Raw genomic sequence first — 17,673 nt, forward strand, 5'->3', positions numbered from 1 at the left:
CTTAGTTCGCCGCCTTGCAGTCCTTGGCGTAGCGGTCGCCGTAATTCTCAAAGACTTTCTGGACGATCTCGGTCTGGAACTTGCCGTCCGCGCGCTTGGCGACCTTGGTCAGGTAGAAATCCTGGATCGGATAACCGTTGGTGTTGAACTTGAAGGCGCCGCGCAGCGAGGTGAAGTCGGCCTTTTTCAGAGCGGCCGCGACCGCGTCCTTGTTGGAGAGGTCGCCCTTCACGGCCTTGACGGCGCTGTCGATCAGCATCGCGGCATCATACGCCTGGAAGGCGTAGGTACCGGGCACGCCGTTATAGGCGGCCTCGTAGGCGGCGACGAACTTCTTGTTCTGGGGATTGTCGAGATTGGGCGCCCAGTTCGCGCCGCCGAACATGCCGACGGCCGCGTCCTGCTGCGCCGGCAACGTCGATTCATCCACCGTGAAAGCCGAGAGCACCGGAATGCTGTCGGCAAGGCCAGCCTGCCGGTATTGCTTGACGAGATTGACCCCGAGGCCGCCAGGCATGAACGTGAAGAGCGCATCCGGCTTCTGCGATGAAATCTTGGAAAGCTCCGGCTGGAAGTCCAGCGTGTTGAGCGGCATGTAGGATTCTTCGACGATCTCGCCCTTGTAGTCGAGCTTGAAGCCCGCCACCGAGTCCTTGCCGGCCTGATAATTCGGCACCATCAGATACATGCGCTTGTATCCGCGATCCTGCGCGACCTTGCCGAGGATTTCGTGCACCTGATCGTTCTGATACGAGGTCACATAGAAGAACGGGTTGCAATCCTTGCCGGCAAACGTGGACGGGCCGGCATTGGGGCTGATCAGGAAGGTTTTCGATTCCGTGACCGGCCGGTGGATCGCCTGGAGGATGTTGGAGAAGATCGGGCCGACCACGAAGTCGACCTTGTCGCGCTCCAGAAGGCCCTTGACCTTGGTAACCGCTGCGTCCGGCTTCAATTCGTCGTCGACCACGACGACCTCGACATCGCGGCCGCCCATCTTGCCGCCGAGATCCTTCATTCCGAGCGCAAAGCCGTCGCGAACCTGTTGGCCGAGCGCGGCGGCGGGTCCCGACAGGGTCACGATCACACCCAGCTTGATTTTCTCCTGGGCGAGGGAAGGGCTCACCGCGGTGCCAAGCAGCCAGGCGGCTGCGGCCAACGTCATTTGCGTCTTCATGATCTGTCCCCCGTGACAACAGGACTTGCGCTGCAAGCCGCTACTCCAATCCAAGTTTATGCCGATGATTGCTGCCGCGGCAAGCGAGCTCAAAGCGTCGTCATCTGCGGACAGCGGCGCATGCAAGCGGCGCGCCAATTATTTGAAGCCTAAAGAAATCGGGATGCGATCGATTGTTGCGGCTTTAGGCTTGCAGCCGGCTTCGATTTATTTGAAGCTCGAAATGTTGGGAATCCGTGCCGGGCGCCAATGCTAGGCCGTGAGTGACTGCATCAACATGCTCGATTCCGAGACCAAGGCCGTCGAGACTCCGGAGGATCACGCCGAAGAGCTTCGGCTGTGGCTGCGCCTCTTGACCTGCACGACGCTGATCGAGGGCGAGGTCCGTGGCCGGTTGCGGCAGCGCTTCGACGTCACATTGCCCCGTTTCGACCTGATGGCGCAGCTCGACAAGGCACCCGACGGCATGACGCTGTCCGACGTCTCCAAGCGCATGATGGTGTCGAACGGCAACGTCACCGGTCTCGTCGAGCGCCTCGTGGAATCCGGTCATCTCGACCGCCGCACGTCGGAGACCGACCGCCGCGTCCAGGTGATCCGGCTGACCAAACTCGGTCGCGCCGAGTTTCGCAGAATGGCCGCGGAACACGAGACCTGGATCGCCGATCTTTTCGCCGACCTGACGCCGAAGGATGTGCGCGAATTGATGCGGCTGCTCGCCAAGACCAAGGCATCTGCGCAGAAATCGGCCGGTCGCCGCCGGGCCTAGTGCGCGGCTGACGCGCCCACCAATCCCATTTGCCGCCGGAAAAAGCACGGGATGCCCAAAATCCGCTATTGCACGAAATTGCTTTAAGCCTAAAATGTTTTCGAGTGAGTGCTGCCGGGTGCTTTCCATGCTGAAAGGAGCGTGCGATGGCCAACGCCGCCAAGGTTCAAGTCTCGGGCTCGCGTGACGATAACGCCGCGACAGCCCATGTCGATACGTTCGCGCGGCAGCATCTTCCGCCAGCCGAGCTCTGGCCGGAATTCATCTTCACGCGACCGGAACTGCAGTATCCGCCCCGCCTCAACTGCGTCAGCTATTTCCTCGACCGCTGGGTCGAGCAGGGACATGGCGACGCTCCTTGCGTGATCAGCCCCGCCGTCAGCTACACCTATCGTGAGCTGCAAACGGTCGTGAACCGCATCGCCAATGTGCTGGTCGGCAAGCTTGGTCTCGTCACCGGCGGACGCGTGCTGCTGCGTTCGGCCAACAATCCGATGATGGTCGCGACCTATCTGGCAGTGATCAAGGCCGGTGGCATCGTCGTCGCGACGATGCCGCTGTTGCGTGCCAAGGAGCTGTCCTATCCGATCCAGAAGGCCGAGATCACGCTCGCGCTCTGCGACGGCAAGCTCGCCGACGAAATGGAGAAGGCGAAAGCCGCAGCCCCCGGCCTCGAGCGCGTGGTCTATTGGGGCAATGGCGGCAGCGACTCGCTCGAATCGCTGATGGAGGATGCAAGTCCGGAGTTCAGGGCTGTCGATACCGCCTCCGACGACGTCTGCCTGATTGCGTTCACGTCGGGCACGACCGGCGATCCCAAGGGCACCATGCATTTCCACCGTGACATGCTGGCGGTCTGCGATGGCTATGCGCGCAACATCCTGCGCGCGGAGCAGAAGGATCGCTTCGTCGGCTCGGCACCGCTCGCCTTCACGTTTGGCTTCGGCGGCGTGCTGTTTCCAATGCACATCGGCGCCTCGTTCGTCGTTCTTGAGAAGACGGCGCCCGACGACATTCTGAATGCGATCGAGCAGTACAAGACCACGGTCTGTTTCACCGCGCCGACCGCGTACCGGGCGATGATCGGCAAGCTTCCGGGCCGCGATATTTCCTCGCTTCGCAAATGCGTGTCCGCCGGAGAGACGCTGCCCAAGCCGACATTCGATGCCTGGCTGAAGGCGACCGGCATCAAGCTGATGGACGGCATCGGCTCGACCGAGCTGCTGCACATCTTCATCAGCGCGACCGAGGACGAGATCCGCCCCGGTGCGACGGGCAAGCCGGTGCCGGGGTATGAAGCGAAGATCGTCGATGATTCTGGCAATGACGTTCCGCCGGGCACGATGGGAAGGCTCGCGGTACGCGGGCCGACAGGTTGCCGCTATCTCGCCGACGAGCGGCAGCGCAAATACGTCCAGAACGGCTGGAACATCACGGGCGATACCTATCTGATGGATAGCGAGGGCTATTTCTGGTACCAATCGCGCTCGGACGACATGATCGTGTCGGCCGGCTACAACATCGCAGGCACGGACGTCGAGGCGGCGCTGCTTACACATCCCTCCGTCCTGGAGTGCGGGGTCGTCGGCGCGCCGGACGAGGCGCGCGGCATGATCGTGAAGGCCTATGTCGTTGCCGCGCCGGGCGTAACGCCGGATGCCGAGCTCGTGGCTGCGTTGCAGGAGCATGTCAAACGCGAGATCGCGCCGTACAAATATCCGCGCGCGATCGAGTTCGTGACGCAACTACCGAAGACCGAGACCGGCAAGTTAAAGCGCTTTGCCCTGCGGCAACTGGCGCAGACCGCGGTGACGTCCTCCGGCGTCGCGGCGGAATGAGAGAAGGATAGAGAATTGTCCGTGACGACGCCGAAAAGCCCGCAGCTTGCGGTGCTGCCGACAGCAGCTGAGGACGAAACCCGCGCCAGGGCGCAGGTGCTCCAACCGTCCGGTTGGCCGGTGCCGAAAGGCTATGCCAACGGCATGGCCGCCGAGGGACGCATCGTCGTCACTGGCGGTGTCATCGGCTGGGATGCCGAGGAGCGTCTCGCGGAGGGTTTTGTCGCGCAGGTGCGCCAAACCCTAGGCAACATCGCCGCGATCCTCGCGGAGGCCGGCGCGCAGCCCGAGCATCTGGTGCGCCTGACCTGGTACGTCGTCGACATGGACGAGTACCTGACGAACCTGAAAGAGCTCGGCAAGGCCTACCGCACCATCTTCGGCGCGCACTACCCGGCGATGGCGCTGGTTCAGGTCGTCCGCCTCGTCGAGAAGACGGCGCGCGTCGAAATCGAAGCCACCGCCGTCATTCCGCGCTGAACTGCGATCGGTGCGCGGTCAGCTTGCCTTGGTCAGCTCGCCTTGGCGAGGTCATCGTCTTCGGGCGAGTTCAGGTATATTCCTGACATGGTGTCGACCCAGCAGAGATGGTCGTGCACCTTCTTCACGCCGTTGACGTTCTCCGCTGCGACGACCGCGGCCTGTCGCACGCGCTCCTCGGTGATGACGCCGCTGAGATGAACGATGCCGTCGCGGACGATGACGTTCAGCCCGAACGGGCACCAGTCGTTCTTCTCCATGGTATCGATGATGCGGCTGCGAATGTGATCGTCGTCCGCGGTCGGGTCGGGTACGTCTCGGGCGAGGTCCGCCACCGCCTGGAGCAGGTTCGCGCGCGACACGATGCCGACGATTTTGTCGCCGCGGATTACCGGGAGACGCTTCACGTTGTTCCGCTCCATGAGATCGACGATCTCGGCAAGCGCCGTATCCTCGGTGATGGTCACCGGTGAAGAGGTCATCACCTCCGTGACCTTGCGGCCGTGCTCGTGGACGAAGTCGCTGGCCGATTTGCCGGATCCGAGAATGAACCGCAGCCAGCGCCCGCGCTTGCGTCCCGTGCCGATTTCGCTGCGGCGGATGAAGTCGCCTTCCGAGACCACGCCGACCAGCTTGCCGGCATTGTCCACGACCGTGAGACCGCTGACATGCCGCTTCAGCATGATGTTTGCCGCCTCGACGATGCTGGTGTCGGGCGTAACCGAGATGACCGACCGGGTCATGATCTGATGGGCGCGCATGGCAGACTCCGCTGGCTTGTCGATGTCGATGCGCAAAACCTAACTCTCGCGTCGTGCTGCGGCTTGACGCAGGTCAAGGGGTGAAGCGGGGCTCTTTCCGATGCCCGGACTTGATGCAGCTCAACGCGCATCCCAAGCCTCGCCATATCCTGCTGCCACGCAGCCAAGAAGCCGGCAGGAACATTCAGCCATGAGCGTCGTGCAGATATTTCCAAGGTCCGAAGGGCCGGCCGCGCAGGCTCTCTCCGTCAATCCTATCGTTGAGCCAGAAGCCTCTACGACCGGCCCCGAAACGCCGGCTGGAATGCCCGTCGCCGCAGATCCCCTGCCTGTATCGGAGCCATACCCTCTCGATCGCGCGTTTCATGCGATGCTGGCGCGGTTGACGGGCGGGATTTCGCCGCTGGCCTTGTTGCTCGCCTGGCTCGATTGGAGCTCTCATCTGGCTGCCGCGCCGCAGCGTCAGGTGGAGATGTCGCGCAATGTCCTTCGCGACATGGGCCAGTTCCTGGAAGCCGCCGCGCATGCGACGTCGCAAAAGCCGTGGTCCGTGATTGCACCGCAGGGACGGGATCGTCGCTTCAGGGGGCCGCAGTGGGAAGCCGCACCGTTCAATCTGCTTGCGCAGGCGTTCCTGCTCGGAGAGCGCTGGTGGCACGATGCCACGACCGGCGTACGCGGCGTGTCGCACGCAAATGAAGCCATCGTCGAATTCTCGATGCATCAGATGCTCGACATGCTGGCGCCGTCGAATTTCACGGCGACCAATCCGCAAGTGCTGGAGAAGGCGTTCCGGAGCGGCGGGGAGAATTTCGTATTCGGCTGGCAGAACTGGTGCAGCGACCTGATGCGCCTGCTCTCCGCCGCAAGGCCAGCGGGCGACGAACAGTTCATCGTCGGCAAGACGGTCGCAGCTTCGCCGGGCAAGGTCGTTTATCGCAATGCGTTGATCGAGCTGATCCAGTACCATCCGACGACGGCTCAAGTGCGACCCGAGCCAATCCTGATCGTGCCCGCCTGGATCATGAAGTACTACATCCTCGATCTGTCGCCGCAGAATTCTCTGGTGAGGTATCTGACCGGCCAAGGCTTCACCGTATTCGCGATTTCCTGGCGAAATCCGGATGCCAAAGACCGGGATGTTGCCTTCGACGACTATCGCAAGCTGGGTGTCATGGCGGCGTTTGACATGATCGGCCGGATCCTGCCGGGCCGGAAGACCCATGCGCTCGGCTACTGCCTGGGTGGCACATTGCTGTCGATCGCTGCGGCTGCGATGGCACGCGATGGCGACAAGCGACTGTGCACGACCACCCTGCTTGCCGCACAGACGGATTTCACCGAGGCCGGCGAGCTGACGCTTTTCGTCAACGAGAGCCAGGTCGCCTTTCTCGAGGACCTGATGTGGCAGCGGGGCTATCTGGACACGACGCAGATGGCCGGCGCGTTCCAGTTGTTGCGCTCCAACGAACTGATCTGGTCGCGGCTGTCGCACGACTATCTGATGGGCGAGGGCGCGCCACCGAGCGACCTGATGGCCTGGAACGCCGACGCCACGCGGCTGCCTTATCGCATGCATTCGGAGTATCTGCGAAAGCTATTCCTGGGCAACGATCTCGCCGAGGGCCGCTATCGTGTCAAGGACAAGAGCGTCTCGCTTTCCGATATCCATGCGCCGATGTTCGTGGTCGGCACGCTCGCCGATCACGTGGCGCCGTGGCGATCGGTCTACAAGATCCACTATCAGGTCGATGCCGACGTGACCTTTGTGTTGACCAGCGGCGGCCACAATGCCGGCGTCGTCGCCCCGCCGGACGAACCCGGCCACAGCTATCAGGTGCTGATCAAGGCCGCCGATGCGCGCTATGTCGGCCCGGACGAATGGCTGAAGCTGGCACCGCACGTCGAGGGATCGTGGTGGCCGGAATGGGCCGAGTGGCTGGCCGCACACTCCGGGACGCCCTGCGATCCGCCGCAAATCGGAGGCGGAGACCTTGACGGTCTGCCCGACGCGCCGGGAGACTACGTCCACACCTAATCCTCAGACCCCGCATTCGGCGCAAGGTCGGCGGAGCGGAACGGCTTGGCGTTGTCGAGTTTCCGGTAGGCGTCCGAAGCGATCCGCAACAGTTTCCTTTCGCGCTTGCGATTGAGGAAGCGAATGCCCGCCTCGGGGACGGCCTCGTTCAACGACGCCGCCAAGGCCTGACCTCGCGCATCGTCGTTCAGTTGTCCGAGGGACTTTTGCGCCTTGCGCAATTGCTTGAGGATCGACTTCTGCTTGGTCAGCGACTCGTCGGCGAACAGGTCCTCGAGCGACTCGATCGAATAGGTCAGCCGCTTGTTGAGAAGCCGCAGCTTGTGCCGTTTCTCGACATCAAGCTTGCGGAGCTTGCGCGCTGTCTTGAGCAGCGTCTTTTCCCATTGCGTGAGTTTCGCTGTTGCGTGGTCGGCGAGCGTGCAGCGGCGTAGCCTGATAGCTTCCTTGCTGCGCCGGGTCGACCAGGGGCCGCTCTCGATCCAGGCTGACGTCTGCTCGACGAGACGGCGATACCGCGCGGATTGCAGCGCGCGCGCCAACTGGCGATGGCTCTCGGCGCGCTTTTCGTCCCAATGCTGGAGCTCGGCAATCACCGTCAACTCGCCTCCACTCTCGGCGATGACCCGCTCGATTGCCACGTCGAGGTCCCGCACCATGCCGAGCTGGCTGTTCAGCCATTTCAGTTCGGTCCAGACCTCCGGCCGAAGGGCGTCATCGACCATCGGCGAGAAGAAGCGGATCGCGGTGCGCAGATGCGTCAGTGCAATCCGGATCTGGTGCAGTGCCTCGGGATCGCCGCGGCAGGTGCCGTCATGCTGGGCGAGAACGGCGGCGAGGTGACGGCGGGCGATGATCCGGAACGCCGTGTCGCAGACCATGCCGGGGCTGAGGCGGCCGGGCAGGGCATTGCGCCTTGCCGCAGGCTTGACGCGCGCGGCCGTCGAACTCGTGCTGGGTCGCGCCATTTGCAGATTGCCTTACTTGATCTCGGCGATCGCGTCCCGGCAGTTCTGGAGCGTCTGCTCTTGCGTCCCGGATGCATCGATGGTCGCCCAACCGACATGGCCGATATTATAGTGCTCTTGCAGCGCGGCAACCTCTTGCGTGGCGTCGGATGCGTCGCCCCGGCGGCCTCCGATCCGCGCCTGCCGGGTCGCAAGGTCCGCAACCAGAAACAGGCCGCTCAGCGGCACGTTACGCTCGCGCGCCAGTGCGGCAACCGCGTCTCGTTCGTCCTCACGGGCGAACACGCCGTCGATGATCGCTGAATGGCCTTGCTCCAGCACCCGACCGGCGTGCCGAGCCAACATGTTGTAAACGCGGGCCGTGACCTCCGGCGTGTATGCGGATGCCGGCAGCCGGTCCGTGTCCTCGACCCCAAACATCTGCTTGCGGGCGAGGTCGCTGCGCAGCACGACTGCGCCCGGCTGCGGCGAAACGTCCAACGCGAGCGTGCGTGCCAAGATCGTCTTTCCGGTGCCTGACAATCCGCCGACTGCAATTAGCCGGGGAGCCGGCGGCTGGATCAGCGCGCGGGCCAGGCCAAAATAGCGTCGCGCCCCGTCGAGAATGCTGGGATCATCGGAATGCGGCGGCTTCAGCCGTGCCAGCGCGACCTGGGCGCGGATCGCCGCCCGGATGGACATGAACAGTGGCAGTGCGGAGAGCGCGTCGAGATTCTCGACCGAAGTCCCGGCGAGATAACGGTTCAGCACGATGTTGGCCGCGCGTGCCTGACCGTGGTGCAACAGGTCCATCAATCCGAATGCGAGATCGTAGAGCACGTCGGTGGTTGCCATCTGCGCATCGAATTCGATGGCGTCGAACAGCACCGGCTTCTCGTCGATCGACACGATGTTCGCAAGATGCAGGTCGCCATGGCAGCGGCGGACGAAGCCTTGACGGCCGCGCTCTTCGAGCAAAGGCCGGAGGCGGAGGAACATTGCGTGCGAGTCTCTGCCGAGTCCCGCGATCTCTTCGCCTTCGAAATGATTGCCGGTCCGCAGGCCATTGCTGTTGCCATCGATCAGGCCGGGGAAGGAGGAAACCCATGGGCTGCCGTCGGCGCGAACAGCCTGCGCATGCGAAGCGGCGATCGCGTCGGCGACAGCCGAAGCAAAAGTGTCATCCAGCGCTCCGGCCTTGGCCAGATGATCCAGCGTCCGGCTTTCGTCGAAGCGCAACATCTCGACTGCATACTCGATCGGCCGGCCGCTTCCGTCGACCTTCACCGATCCATCGGACTGTTCCGTGATCGCCACGACGCGGTGATAGATCTGCGGCGCCAGCGCCCGGTTGATCCTGATCTCCTTCTCACACGCCGCCTTGCGCTTCTCGAGCGTCGAATAATCGAGGAATGGAAATTTCACGGCGCGCTTGATTTTCAGGGCGCGTCTACCTTCGAGGAAGACTGAAGCGGCGTGCGTATCGATCCGCGTCACGTTTGGATGATCCGCGGAATTGGTGAGCGCCGCAAAGATCCGGCCCTGAGTCGCAGAATCGTCTGTCATTCCAGCTGGTACGTCCAGATGCGTCGGAAGGCGGCTCGCCCCGCGATCAGGGTAATCCATAGAAGCAGATCGCGGCCAGTCCTTGACTTCGGTCAACGCCTGTTTCCTTCCGGCCGGTCGAAGTTCCCGGGCTTGACGAGGATCAAGCGTCCCGACCAAAGCCAGCCTATTCTGGCGCCTGAGGAGAATCCCGATGCCGATCAAGGACGTCTTTCTGCCGCTCGTAGGCCAGCCACGCGGCCCGGCCCTTGCTGCGATCGAGAAATGCGTGGCCGTTGCCGCCGACCTCGGCGCCAGGATCACCGCGCTTGCCCTCGAGGAGGATGTCTTCGTGCGGCCGAAGGTGATGCTCCCCGATGATTCCGATGCGGCCGAGGCAAACGGGCCGCTTGGGGCGGGCGACACGCAGGATCTCCTGGGCGCGTTCACCCGCGCAACCTCCCGCACCGGCATTCGCGCTCAAAGCCGGTCGGCCAAGGTGCCGGCAGACCAGATCGCCTCAGTGCTGGCCGAGCACGGACGCTTCAGCGATCTCACGCTGCTCCCCGTGAAGCAGCACGACAGCCGAACCGAGCACATCATCGAGACGCTCCTGTTCGAATCCGGGCGGCCAGTGCTGCTTTGCCCGGAGCAGCATGTGGACGAACTGCGACCGGGATTCGAGAACGTCATGATCGCCTGGGATCACTCCGCGCGTGCGGCGCGTGCGGTCGGCGACGCGCTGCCTATCCTTCAGGCAGCAGCCCTGGTCCGCGTCGTGACCGTGGCGGACGACAAGTCAGACGCGATCGTGCAATCCGGGACGGCTCTGGTCGATCATTTGAGGGAACATGGGGTCTACGCCTCGTTCGAAACCACGACGGGCAGCGGCAGCTCGATTGGCAAGGTGCTCGGAAGCTGGGCGAATTCCCATGCCATCGATGCAATCGTGATGGGCGCTTACCATCATTCGCGCCTGAACGAGATCGTTTGGGGCGGTGTGACAAAGACCGTCATTGGCGAGCCACCGTGCTGGGTTATGCTCTCGTACTAGGCGGGTCGCCAGTTTATCGGGCTTGATCGTCAACCATCGGAACCGCCACCGACCGGGCGCATTTGCTTTCATGTCAACCTATCGTCTGAAGAACCTGCTGTCGCCGCGTTCGGTCGCGCTCGTCGGTGCGAGCGCCCGCCCGGTGTCCGTTGGACGCGCCGTTCTGGAGAACATTCAGAAGGCTGGATTCTCGGGACAGTTCGGCCTCGTCAATCCGCGCCATGCCGAGATCGGCGGCGTCGCGGCCGTGGACAGCCTCGACAAATTGCCGTTCGTACCCGAGCTCGTGATCATCACCGCGCCGGCGCGCGCGGTTCCCGGCATCGTCGATCAAGCCGGGCGACGCGGCTCGGCGGGCGCCCTGATCGTCTCGGCCGGGCTCGGTCACGGACCGGGGTCCCTGCAGGAAGCCGCCATCGCTGCGGCCCGCAGATACGGCATGCGGCTGATCGGGCCGAACTGCCTGGGCATCATGATGCCCGGCGTAAGCCTCAATGCCAGTTTTGCCGCGCACATGCCGGGGTCGGGGAATCTCGCGCTGATCTCGCAATCAGGCGCGATCGCGGCCGGCATGGTCGATTGGGCCGCGCAGCGCGGCGTCGGCTTCTCCGGCATCGTCTCGATCGGCGATCAAATCGACGTCGATGTTGCCGATCTGCTCGACCATTTTGCGATGGATCACAAGACCCGCGCGATTCTGCTCTACATCGAAGCCATCAAGGACGCGCGCAAGTTCATGTCGGCCGCGCGAGCCGCGGCGCGTGTGAAGCCGGTCGTGGTGGTGAAGTCCGGCCGAATGGCGCAGGGCGCGAAGGCGGCCGCCACCCATACCGGTGCACTCGCCGGCGCCGACGCCGTCTATGACGCGGCGTTCCGGCGCGCGGGCGTCCTGCGGGTCGCCGATCTGCGCGAGCTGTTCGATTGCGCCGAGACGCTCGGCCGCGTCGAGTCGCCGGCGGGAAAGCGCCTCGCCATCCTGACCAATGGCGGCGGCATCGGCGTCCTCGCCATTGACCGATTGGTCGAGCTCGGCGGCATTCCGGCAGCCATCTCGGCCGACGCCCGCAAGAAACTCGATGACGCGCTGCCGCCGACCTGGTCCGGCGCAAATCCCGTCGACATCGTGGGCGACGCCGATGCGTCGCGCTATGCGGCGGCGCTCGAGGTGTTGCTCGCCGATCCCGACAACGATGCGGTCCTCGTTCTCAACGTGCAGACCGCGATCGCCTCGGCTGCCGATATCGCAACGATGGTGACCGAACGGGTCAAGGCATATCGCGAGAAGCACCGCAGTCGGGCCAAGCCCGTGCTCGCCTCGTGGATCGGAGCAGACCAGAACATCATCGAAACACTGTCCGGTGGGGGCATCCCGAACTATCCGACCGAGGATGACGCCGTGCGCGGCTTCATGTACCTCGTGAGGCACCGCGAAGTCGTGGAGGAGCTGAGCCAGGTTCCACCGGCGATGCCCGAGACTTTCGTGCCGGACGCGCGTGCTGCAAAACAGATCATAGCTGCTGCCATCGCCGACGGCCGCCAATGGCTCGAACCCGTCGAGATCAAGCACCTGCTCGAAGCCTACGATATCGCGATGGTGCCCACATACGCCGCGGCCGATGTCGAGCAGGCGGTGGCCTACGCGAAAGACATCCTTGCGCAAGGCGCCACGGTCGTGCTGAAGATCATGTCGCGCGACATCGTCCACAAATCCGATGTCGGCGGCGTCGTGCTCAATCTGACGACGGTCGAGGCGGTCCGCGCCGCCGCCACCGACATTCTCGCCCGGGCGGGGAAGCTGCGCCCCGAAGCTCGCATCGAGGGCGTCATCGTGCAGGCGATGGTCGTGAAGGCGAAGGCGCGCGAGTTGATCTTGGGCCTCGCCGACGATCCCACCTTCGGCACCGTCGTGGTGTTCGGCCGCGGCGGGACCGCGGTCGAGATCATAAACGACAAGGCGCTTGCGCTGCCGCCGCTCGATCTGCAGCTGGCCCGCGACCTGATCGACCGCACGCGCGTGTCACGGCTGCTTCGCGCTTACCGGGACGTGCCGGCGGTGAAGCCCGACGCGGTCGCCATGGTCCTGGTCAAGCTGGCGCAGATGGCCGCCGACATTCCCGGGATCCGTGAATTCGACATCAATCCGCTGCTGGCGGACGAAACCGGCGTGACCGCGGTCGACGCTCGCGTCGCGGTCGGGCCACCGCAACGGAAGTTTGCGGGCTCCGGCGCCGCCAACTTCGCCGTTCGGGCCTATCCGTCGCAATGGGAGCGCCGCCTCAAGCTCAAAGAGGGCTGGCGGATCTTCGCGCGGCCGCTGCGTCCGGAGGACGAGCCGACCATCCACGCATTTCTGCGTCATGTCACGGCGCACGACCTTCGCCTGCGTTTCTTCGCGCCGATGAAGGAGTTCACCCACGAGTTCATCGCGCGCCTGACCCAGCTCGACTACGCCCGCGCAATGGCCTTTATCGCGTTCGACGAGGCGACAGGTGAGATGGTTGGCGTGGTCCGACTCCATTCGGACTCGATCTACGAGAGCGGTGAATATGCGATCCTGCTGCGGTCGGATCTCAAGGGCAAGGGGCTGGGATGGGCCCTGATGCAGCTGATCATCGACTACGCGAGATCGGAGGGACTCAAAGCGATCTCCGGTGATGTTCTCAGGGAGAACACCACGATGCTCGAAATGTGCCGGCAGCTCGGCTTCGAGGTGAAGCCGGATCCGACCGAGCCGGATATTTGCGACGTCAGGCTGAAACTTTGAGCGCCCGCTATGAGCGCGCTTCGGCCGGATTTGCCGCGGCGGAGTCCTTGGCCGTTCTCCGCAAAGTCTTGACCAGGACCGCAATCAGCGGCACCAGCACGGGCACGATCGTGCCGAGCGGATGGTGCACGGCCGCCGACACCTGGGCCTGGAATGTGCGTGCCTCGAGCTGAAGCGCTTCGATGGATGCGCCGTGAATCTCGTTGGCGAGTTCGATGTCGCGGCCTGCAGGAGGCCGGCCGGCAATCACAAAGAGAATTGCGGCGATGGCAAAATTGACGGCGCCGAGGATGGCCGCCGCGCCAATGGCACTCCACATCTGCACCAGTGCGAAATAGGCGGACAGCTCCAGCATCAGGAGCCCGAACGCGGCGATCAGCGCCGCAAAGGCGCGCAGGCCTAGGCCGATCAGCAGGTGGCGCAGCCTGATGTCCGCGATGATCCTGTCGGTACGCCAGAGCACACGCAGATGTTTGACGACATTTTCGGTGTTCACCTAGTGCCTCCGCAGCATAAAGCCGACGACCACGCCGAGCGCGAAGGCCGAGGCAAGTGATGTGATCGGGCGGTCCGCAATGAGGCCCTGAAGCTGCTGCTGCTCCTCGTCGACGGTCTCGCCGAGCTCGGCGAGCGCGGCCCTGATCTGATCGGCAAGCGCCTCCGCGCGGTCTTTCGAACTGTCGAACATCTCCTCGCCGGCCGTGCTCAGCAAGCGTGTGACGTCAAGCTTCAGCGTGCGCAGTTCTTCGCTCATCCTGTCGCTGTCGAACATGGATCTGATTTCCCCGTTAATGGAAACAAACCTAGGACTCACCGGCCCGACCGGGCTTGATTTGCGTCAAGAAGGCAGACGCGTCGTGGTCTTGAGACAGGTCAAACCGGCTGCCACATGCTGGCCTAGAATGACCGGCTGAATGGGGACCCGGTTGTCCCGATGAGGTGGAAGCGTGAACTCCGAACCGCTGTTGCTGGCAACGCCCTCCGGCGAAGAGCTGAAATTGTGCCCGGAAGGGCCGTGGATTGCCGCGAACGTGTCGATGCTGGAGACATTGTCCCGGTCGGTTGGGGCGGACGTCGATCAATCCAGAGCCGTGACCTTGGACATGTCGGGCGTCAGCGCGCTCGACACGCTTGGCGCCTGGGTCCTGGAAAAGCTGTCGCGCAGGGCTTCATCGTCCGGTAGATCGGCCGAGTTTATCGGTGTCGCCGACCATTTCAGTGGCCTGATGGACGAGGTGCGCCAGGTCAACCGCCACACCCCGCCGCCGGCGCCTGCACCCAACCCTGTTCTGCTCAGGCTGAACGATCTCGGCAAGTCCACGGTCGGCGCGCGCGAAGACATCACGATCTTTCTTCAAATGCTGGGTGAGCTGTTCATGGCCCTGATCGGCGTGCTGCGCCGGCCGCGCTCGCTGCGACTGACATCGCTGATCTACCAGCTCTACCGCATCGGCTGGCAGGCCATCCCCATCGTCGTGCTGATCACCTTCCTGATCGGCGCCATCATCGCCCAACAGGGATTTTTCCATTTCCGCAGGTTCGGCGCGGAGTCCTACACCGTCGACATGGTCGGCATCCTGGTGCTGCGCGAGCTCGGCGTGCTGATCGTCGCCATCATGGTCGCCGGCCGCTCGGGAAGCGCCTACACCGCCGAGCTCGGCTCGATGAAGATGCGCGAGGAGATCGACGCGCTCTCGACCATGGGCCTCGATCCCGTCCACGTCCTGATCCTGCCGCGGGTTGCGGCCCTGGTGATTGCGCTGCCGATCCTTGCCTTCATCGGATCGATCGCCGCACTCTATGGCGGCGGCTTGGTCGCGCAGTTCTACGGCGGCATGGCGCCGGCGATCTACATCGCGCGGCTGCACGAGGCGATCTCGGTCACCCATTTCGAGGTGGGCATCCTGAAGGCGCCGTTCATGGCGCTGGTGATCGGAGTAGTCGCCTGCAGCGAGGGCTTGCGCGTGAAGGGCAGCGCCGAGTCGCTGGGACGACAGACCACGACGTCGGTGGTCAAGTCGATCTTCCTGGTGATCGTGCTCGACGGCCTGTTCGCGATCTTCTTCGCCTCGATCGGAATGTGATCATGGGCGAATCGCAAGAGCAGTTCGCGATCCGCGTCCGCGACCTCGTGGTCGGCTTCGGCCGGCAGACCGTGCTCGATCATCTGTCCCTCGACGTGCGCCGGGGTGAGATCCTCGGGCTCGTGGGGGCGTCCGGTGGTGGCAAGTCGGTGTTGATGCGAACCATCATCGGCCTCATCCCGCGCCAAGGCGGGACCATCGAGGTTACGGGACGGCCGATCGGCGGCCGTACCGAAGGCGCCGCCACGACATGGGGCATCCTGTTCCAGCAGGGCGCGCTGTTCTCCTCGCTGACGGTCCGGCAGAACATCCAGTTTCCGCTCCGTGAAAATCTCGTCCTGTCGCAGGAGCTGATGGACGAGATCGCGATCGCCAAGCTCGAAATGGTCGGGCTGCGGGCGCAGGACGCCGATAAATATCCGGCGGAGCTGTCCGGCGGCATGACCAAGCGCGTCGCGCTGGCGCGCGCGCTCGCACTTGATCCGCCGATCCTGTTCCTGGATGAGCCGACATCAGGTCTCGATCCGATCGCGGCGGGCGATTTCGACGCGCTGATCGGGACCCTGCAAAAGACCCTCGGCCTCACCGTGTTCATGGTCACCCATGATCTGGCGAGCCTGACCACGGTCTGCGATCGCGTCGCCGCGCTCGCCGACGGCAAGATCGTGGCGATCGGTCCGATGCGCGAGCTGCTGCAATCCGAGCATCCCTGGGTGCGGGCCTATTTCCACGGCAAGCGCTCGCAGATGCTGCAACACGAGATGAGATGAGACATGGAAACCCGCGCTCCCTACGTGCTGATCGGCAGTTTCGTCCTGGCGGCGATCCTCGCTGTGTTCGGCTTCGTCTATTGGCTGAACAACACCGGCGGCATCGGACCGCGCACGAGCTATCACGTGCAATTCCAGGGCCCGGTGCCCGGTCTTCTGGTCGGCGCCGGCGTGCTGTTCAACGGAATCCGCGTCGGCGAGGTCACCCAGCTCGGGCTTGCGCCGGACAATCCACGCTTCGTTAATGCGACGATATCGGTTGCTTCAACCACCCCGGTGCGCGCCGACAGCAAGGTCGGGCTTGATTTCCAAGGGTTGACCGGCGTGCCGGTGGTGACGCTGGAGGGAGGCGTCATCGTCACCAAATCCGGCGAGCCCCTGGCCCTGATTGCCGAGGCCGGAGCGGGGCAGAGCATGACGCAGGCCGCGCGTGATGCACTGCGGCGGGTCGATACCGTGCTGGAGGACAATTCGGGCCCGCTGAAGGACACCATAGCCAATCTCAAGACCTTCTCGGACGGGCTTGCGCGCAACACCGGCAAGATTGACGGCATTTTGGCGGGCCTGGAGAAGATGACCGGCGGCGGAACGCCGGCGCAGAAAGTCACCTATGACCTGCTCACGCCGCAGAACCTCGGTCCTGCGACCAAGACGCTCGCGGCGTCACTGGCCATTCCCGAGCCGACGGCGGTCGCCATGCTCCAGACCCAGCGCATGCTGTTCGCGTCCGGCGGGGATAATCCGGGCTTTGCGGACTTCCTCTGGGCCGACAGCATTCCGAAGCTGGTGCAGGCGCGGCTGATCGACAGTTTTGAGAACTACGACATCGCCCATGCGCCGTTGCGCACGGCCGATCTCGGGCAGGCGGACTATCAGCTGCTGATCGACATCAGGCGCTTCCGCATTGCCACCGAGGGAGAGACACGGGTCGAGATCGGCCTGTCGGCCCGGATCGTCGACAAGAACGGCAAGGTGGTCGCCTCGCGTCTCATCGAGACCAGGGAAAAGCTCGACAAGGTCGAACCGGCCGCGGCGGTCGCAGCATTCGATACGGCCTTCACGCGCATCGCGAAGGAGCTGATCGGCTGGACAGTGCAGGCGGTGTGAGGGCGGCTATTCCAGGGTCTTGAGGTAGGACAGGAGATCGTGGATCTGGTTCGGACTGAGCTCGAAGGCCGGCATGTCGGCGTGGCCGGTGTTGATGCCCTCGGCCAGCGCCTCCCCAAGGCTCTCGATGGGATAGCGCTGGTGCAGGGCTCGCAGCGGCGGTGCGATCTTGAGCGGACTGTTCGACGCACGATCGATCGCGTGGCAGCGCGCGCAATTGGCGCGCGCAAAGGCCTTGCCGCGTTGTTCGGCGGTCGGGGCCGCCAGGGCAGGCGTCATCAGAAGCAACCCGACCAACCCGTGACGCAGCATTCCTTGCAGCATGTAAAGTGACCCCGT

General features: G+C 63.9%; 16 protein-coding genes. 9 read left to right on the forward strand and 7 right to left on the reverse strand.

Annotation, left to right across the window (positions count from 1 at the left end; all coding sequences use genetic code 11):
- Nucleotide 1 precedes the first annotated feature (1 nt).
- Entirely contained in the window at nucleotides 2-1,177 is a 1,176-nt protein-coding gene (locus N551_RS0109040; RefSeq protein ID WP_027566695.1) for an ABC transporter substrate-binding protein, read from the reverse strand.
- Between the two features lie 277 nt (nucleotides 1,178-1,454).
- Between N551_RS0109040 and N551_RS0109045 the strand changes: the two genes are divergently transcribed.
- From N551_RS0109045 to N551_RS0109055, 3 genes are all read left to right on the forward strand, one after another.
- Nucleotides 1,455-1,946: a MarR family winged helix-turn-helix transcriptional regulator gene (locus N551_RS0109045; RefSeq protein WP_027566696.1), complete on the forward strand. Its 492-nt coding sequence runs from the start codon at nucleotides 1,455-1,457 to the stop codon at nucleotides 1,944-1,946.
- Between the two features lie 146 nt (nucleotides 1,947-2,092).
- Complete coding sequence (locus tag N551_RS0109050; RefSeq protein ID WP_027566697.1) at nucleotides 2,093-3,784, forward strand: benzoate-CoA ligase family protein; 1,692 nt, start codon at nucleotides 2,093-2,095, stop codon at nucleotides 3,782-3,784.
- Between the two features lie 21 nt (nucleotides 3,785-3,805).
- Nucleotides 3,806-4,264, forward strand: a complete 459-nt coding sequence (locus N551_RS0109055; RefSeq protein ID WP_027566698.1) for a RidA family protein — start codon at nucleotides 3,806-3,808, stop codon at nucleotides 4,262-4,264.
- 32 nt (nucleotides 4,265-4,296) lie between these two features.
- Here N551_RS0109055 and N551_RS0109060 read toward each other — a convergent pair whose 3' ends face one another.
- Entirely contained in the window at nucleotides 4,297-5,025 is a 729-nt protein-coding gene (locus N551_RS0109060) for a CBS domain-containing protein (protein ID WP_027566699.1), read from the reverse strand.
- A gap of 190 nt (nucleotides 5,026-5,215) precedes the next feature.
- On the opposite strand from N551_RS0109060, the gene N551_RS0109065 reads away from it, so the two are divergent.
- Nucleotides 5,216-7,063, forward strand: coding sequence for an alpha/beta hydrolase (locus N551_RS0109065; RefSeq protein ID WP_027566700.1), 1,848 nt, complete (start codon nucleotides 5,216-5,218; stop codon nucleotides 7,061-7,063).
- Here N551_RS0109065 and N551_RS0109070 read toward each other — a convergent pair.
- Nucleotides 7,060-8,031: a CHAD domain-containing protein gene (locus N551_RS0109070; RefSeq protein WP_027566701.1), complete on the reverse strand. Its 972-nt coding sequence runs from the start codon at nucleotides 8,029-8,031 to the stop codon at nucleotides 7,060-7,062. The genes N551_RS0109065 and N551_RS0109070 overlap by 4 nt on opposite strands.
- A 12-nt stretch (nucleotides 8,032-8,043) precedes the next feature.
- Nucleotides 8,044-9,576, reverse strand: coding sequence for a bifunctional aminoglycoside phosphotransferase/ATP-binding protein (locus N551_RS0109075; protein WP_027566702.1), 1,533 nt, complete (start codon nucleotides 9,574-9,576; stop codon nucleotides 8,044-8,046).
- Nucleotides 9,577-9,769: 193 nt separating this feature from the next.
- Here N551_RS0109075 and N551_RS0109080 point away from each other — a divergent pair, with 193 nt between their 5' ends.
- Nucleotides 9,770-10,609 carry a universal stress protein gene (locus N551_RS0109080; RefSeq protein ID WP_027566703.1) on the forward strand — a complete coding sequence of 280 codons (840 nt, stop codon included), beginning with the start codon at nucleotides 9,770-9,772 and terminating at the stop codon, nucleotides 10,607-10,609.
- A 70-nt stretch (nucleotides 10,610-10,679) separates the two neighbouring features.
- Nucleotides 10,680-13,373 carry a bifunctional acetate--CoA ligase family protein/GNAT family N-acetyltransferase gene (locus N551_RS0109085; RefSeq protein ID WP_027566704.1) on the forward strand — a complete coding sequence of 898 codons (2,694 nt, stop codon included), beginning with the start codon at nucleotides 10,680-10,682 and terminating at the stop codon, nucleotides 13,371-13,373.
- Nucleotides 13,374-13,380: 7 nt separating this feature from the next.
- On the opposite strand, the gene N551_RS0109090 is transcribed toward N551_RS0109085, so the two are convergent.
- On the reverse strand, nucleotides 13,381-13,869 hold the full coding sequence (locus N551_RS0109090) for a hypothetical protein (protein ID WP_027566705.1): 489 nt from the start codon (nucleotides 13,867-13,869) through the stop codon (nucleotides 13,381-13,383).
- Nucleotides 13,870-14,145, reverse strand: coding sequence for a hypothetical protein (locus N551_RS0109095; protein ID WP_027566706.1), 276 nt, complete (start codon nucleotides 14,143-14,145; stop codon nucleotides 13,870-13,872).
- 175 nt (nucleotides 14,146-14,320) lie between these two features.
- Here N551_RS0109095 and N551_RS0109100 point away from each other — a divergent pair, with 175 nt between their 5' ends.
- Genes N551_RS0109100 through N551_RS0109110 form a run of 3 tightly spaced genes read left to right on the forward strand, consistent with a single transcriptional unit; the run spans nucleotide 14,321 to nucleotide 17,334 of the window.
- Nucleotides 14,321-15,457: an ABC transporter permease gene (locus N551_RS0109100; protein ID WP_027566707.1), complete on the forward strand. Its 1,137-nt coding sequence runs from the start codon at nucleotides 14,321-14,323 to the stop codon at nucleotides 15,455-15,457.
- A 2-nt stretch (nucleotides 15,458-15,459) separates the two neighbouring features.
- Nucleotides 15,460-16,227, forward strand: a complete 768-nt coding sequence (locus N551_RS0109105; protein WP_027519252.1) for an ABC transporter ATP-binding protein — start codon at nucleotides 15,460-15,462, stop codon at nucleotides 16,225-16,227.
- 3 nt (nucleotides 16,228-16,230) lie between these two features.
- Complete coding sequence (locus N551_RS0109110; RefSeq protein WP_027566708.1) at nucleotides 16,231-17,334, forward strand: ABC-type transport auxiliary lipoprotein family protein; 1,104 nt, start codon at nucleotides 16,231-16,233, stop codon at nucleotides 17,332-17,334.
- A gap of 6 nt (nucleotides 17,335-17,340) precedes the next feature.
- Here the strand turns inward: N551_RS0109110 and N551_RS0109115 are convergent, their stop codons facing one another.
- Nucleotides 17,341-17,658 carry a c-type cytochrome gene (locus tag N551_RS0109115; RefSeq protein ID WP_027566709.1) on the reverse strand — a complete coding sequence of 106 codons (318 nt, stop codon included), beginning with the start codon at nucleotides 17,656-17,658 and terminating at the stop codon, nucleotides 17,341-17,343.
- Nucleotides 17,659-17,673: the final 15 nt, after the last annotated feature.

Source organism: Bradyrhizobium sp. URHA0013 (assembly GCF_000518345.1).
Classification (GTDB): Bacteria; Pseudomonadota; Alphaproteobacteria; order Rhizobiales; family Xanthobacteraceae; genus Bradyrhizobium.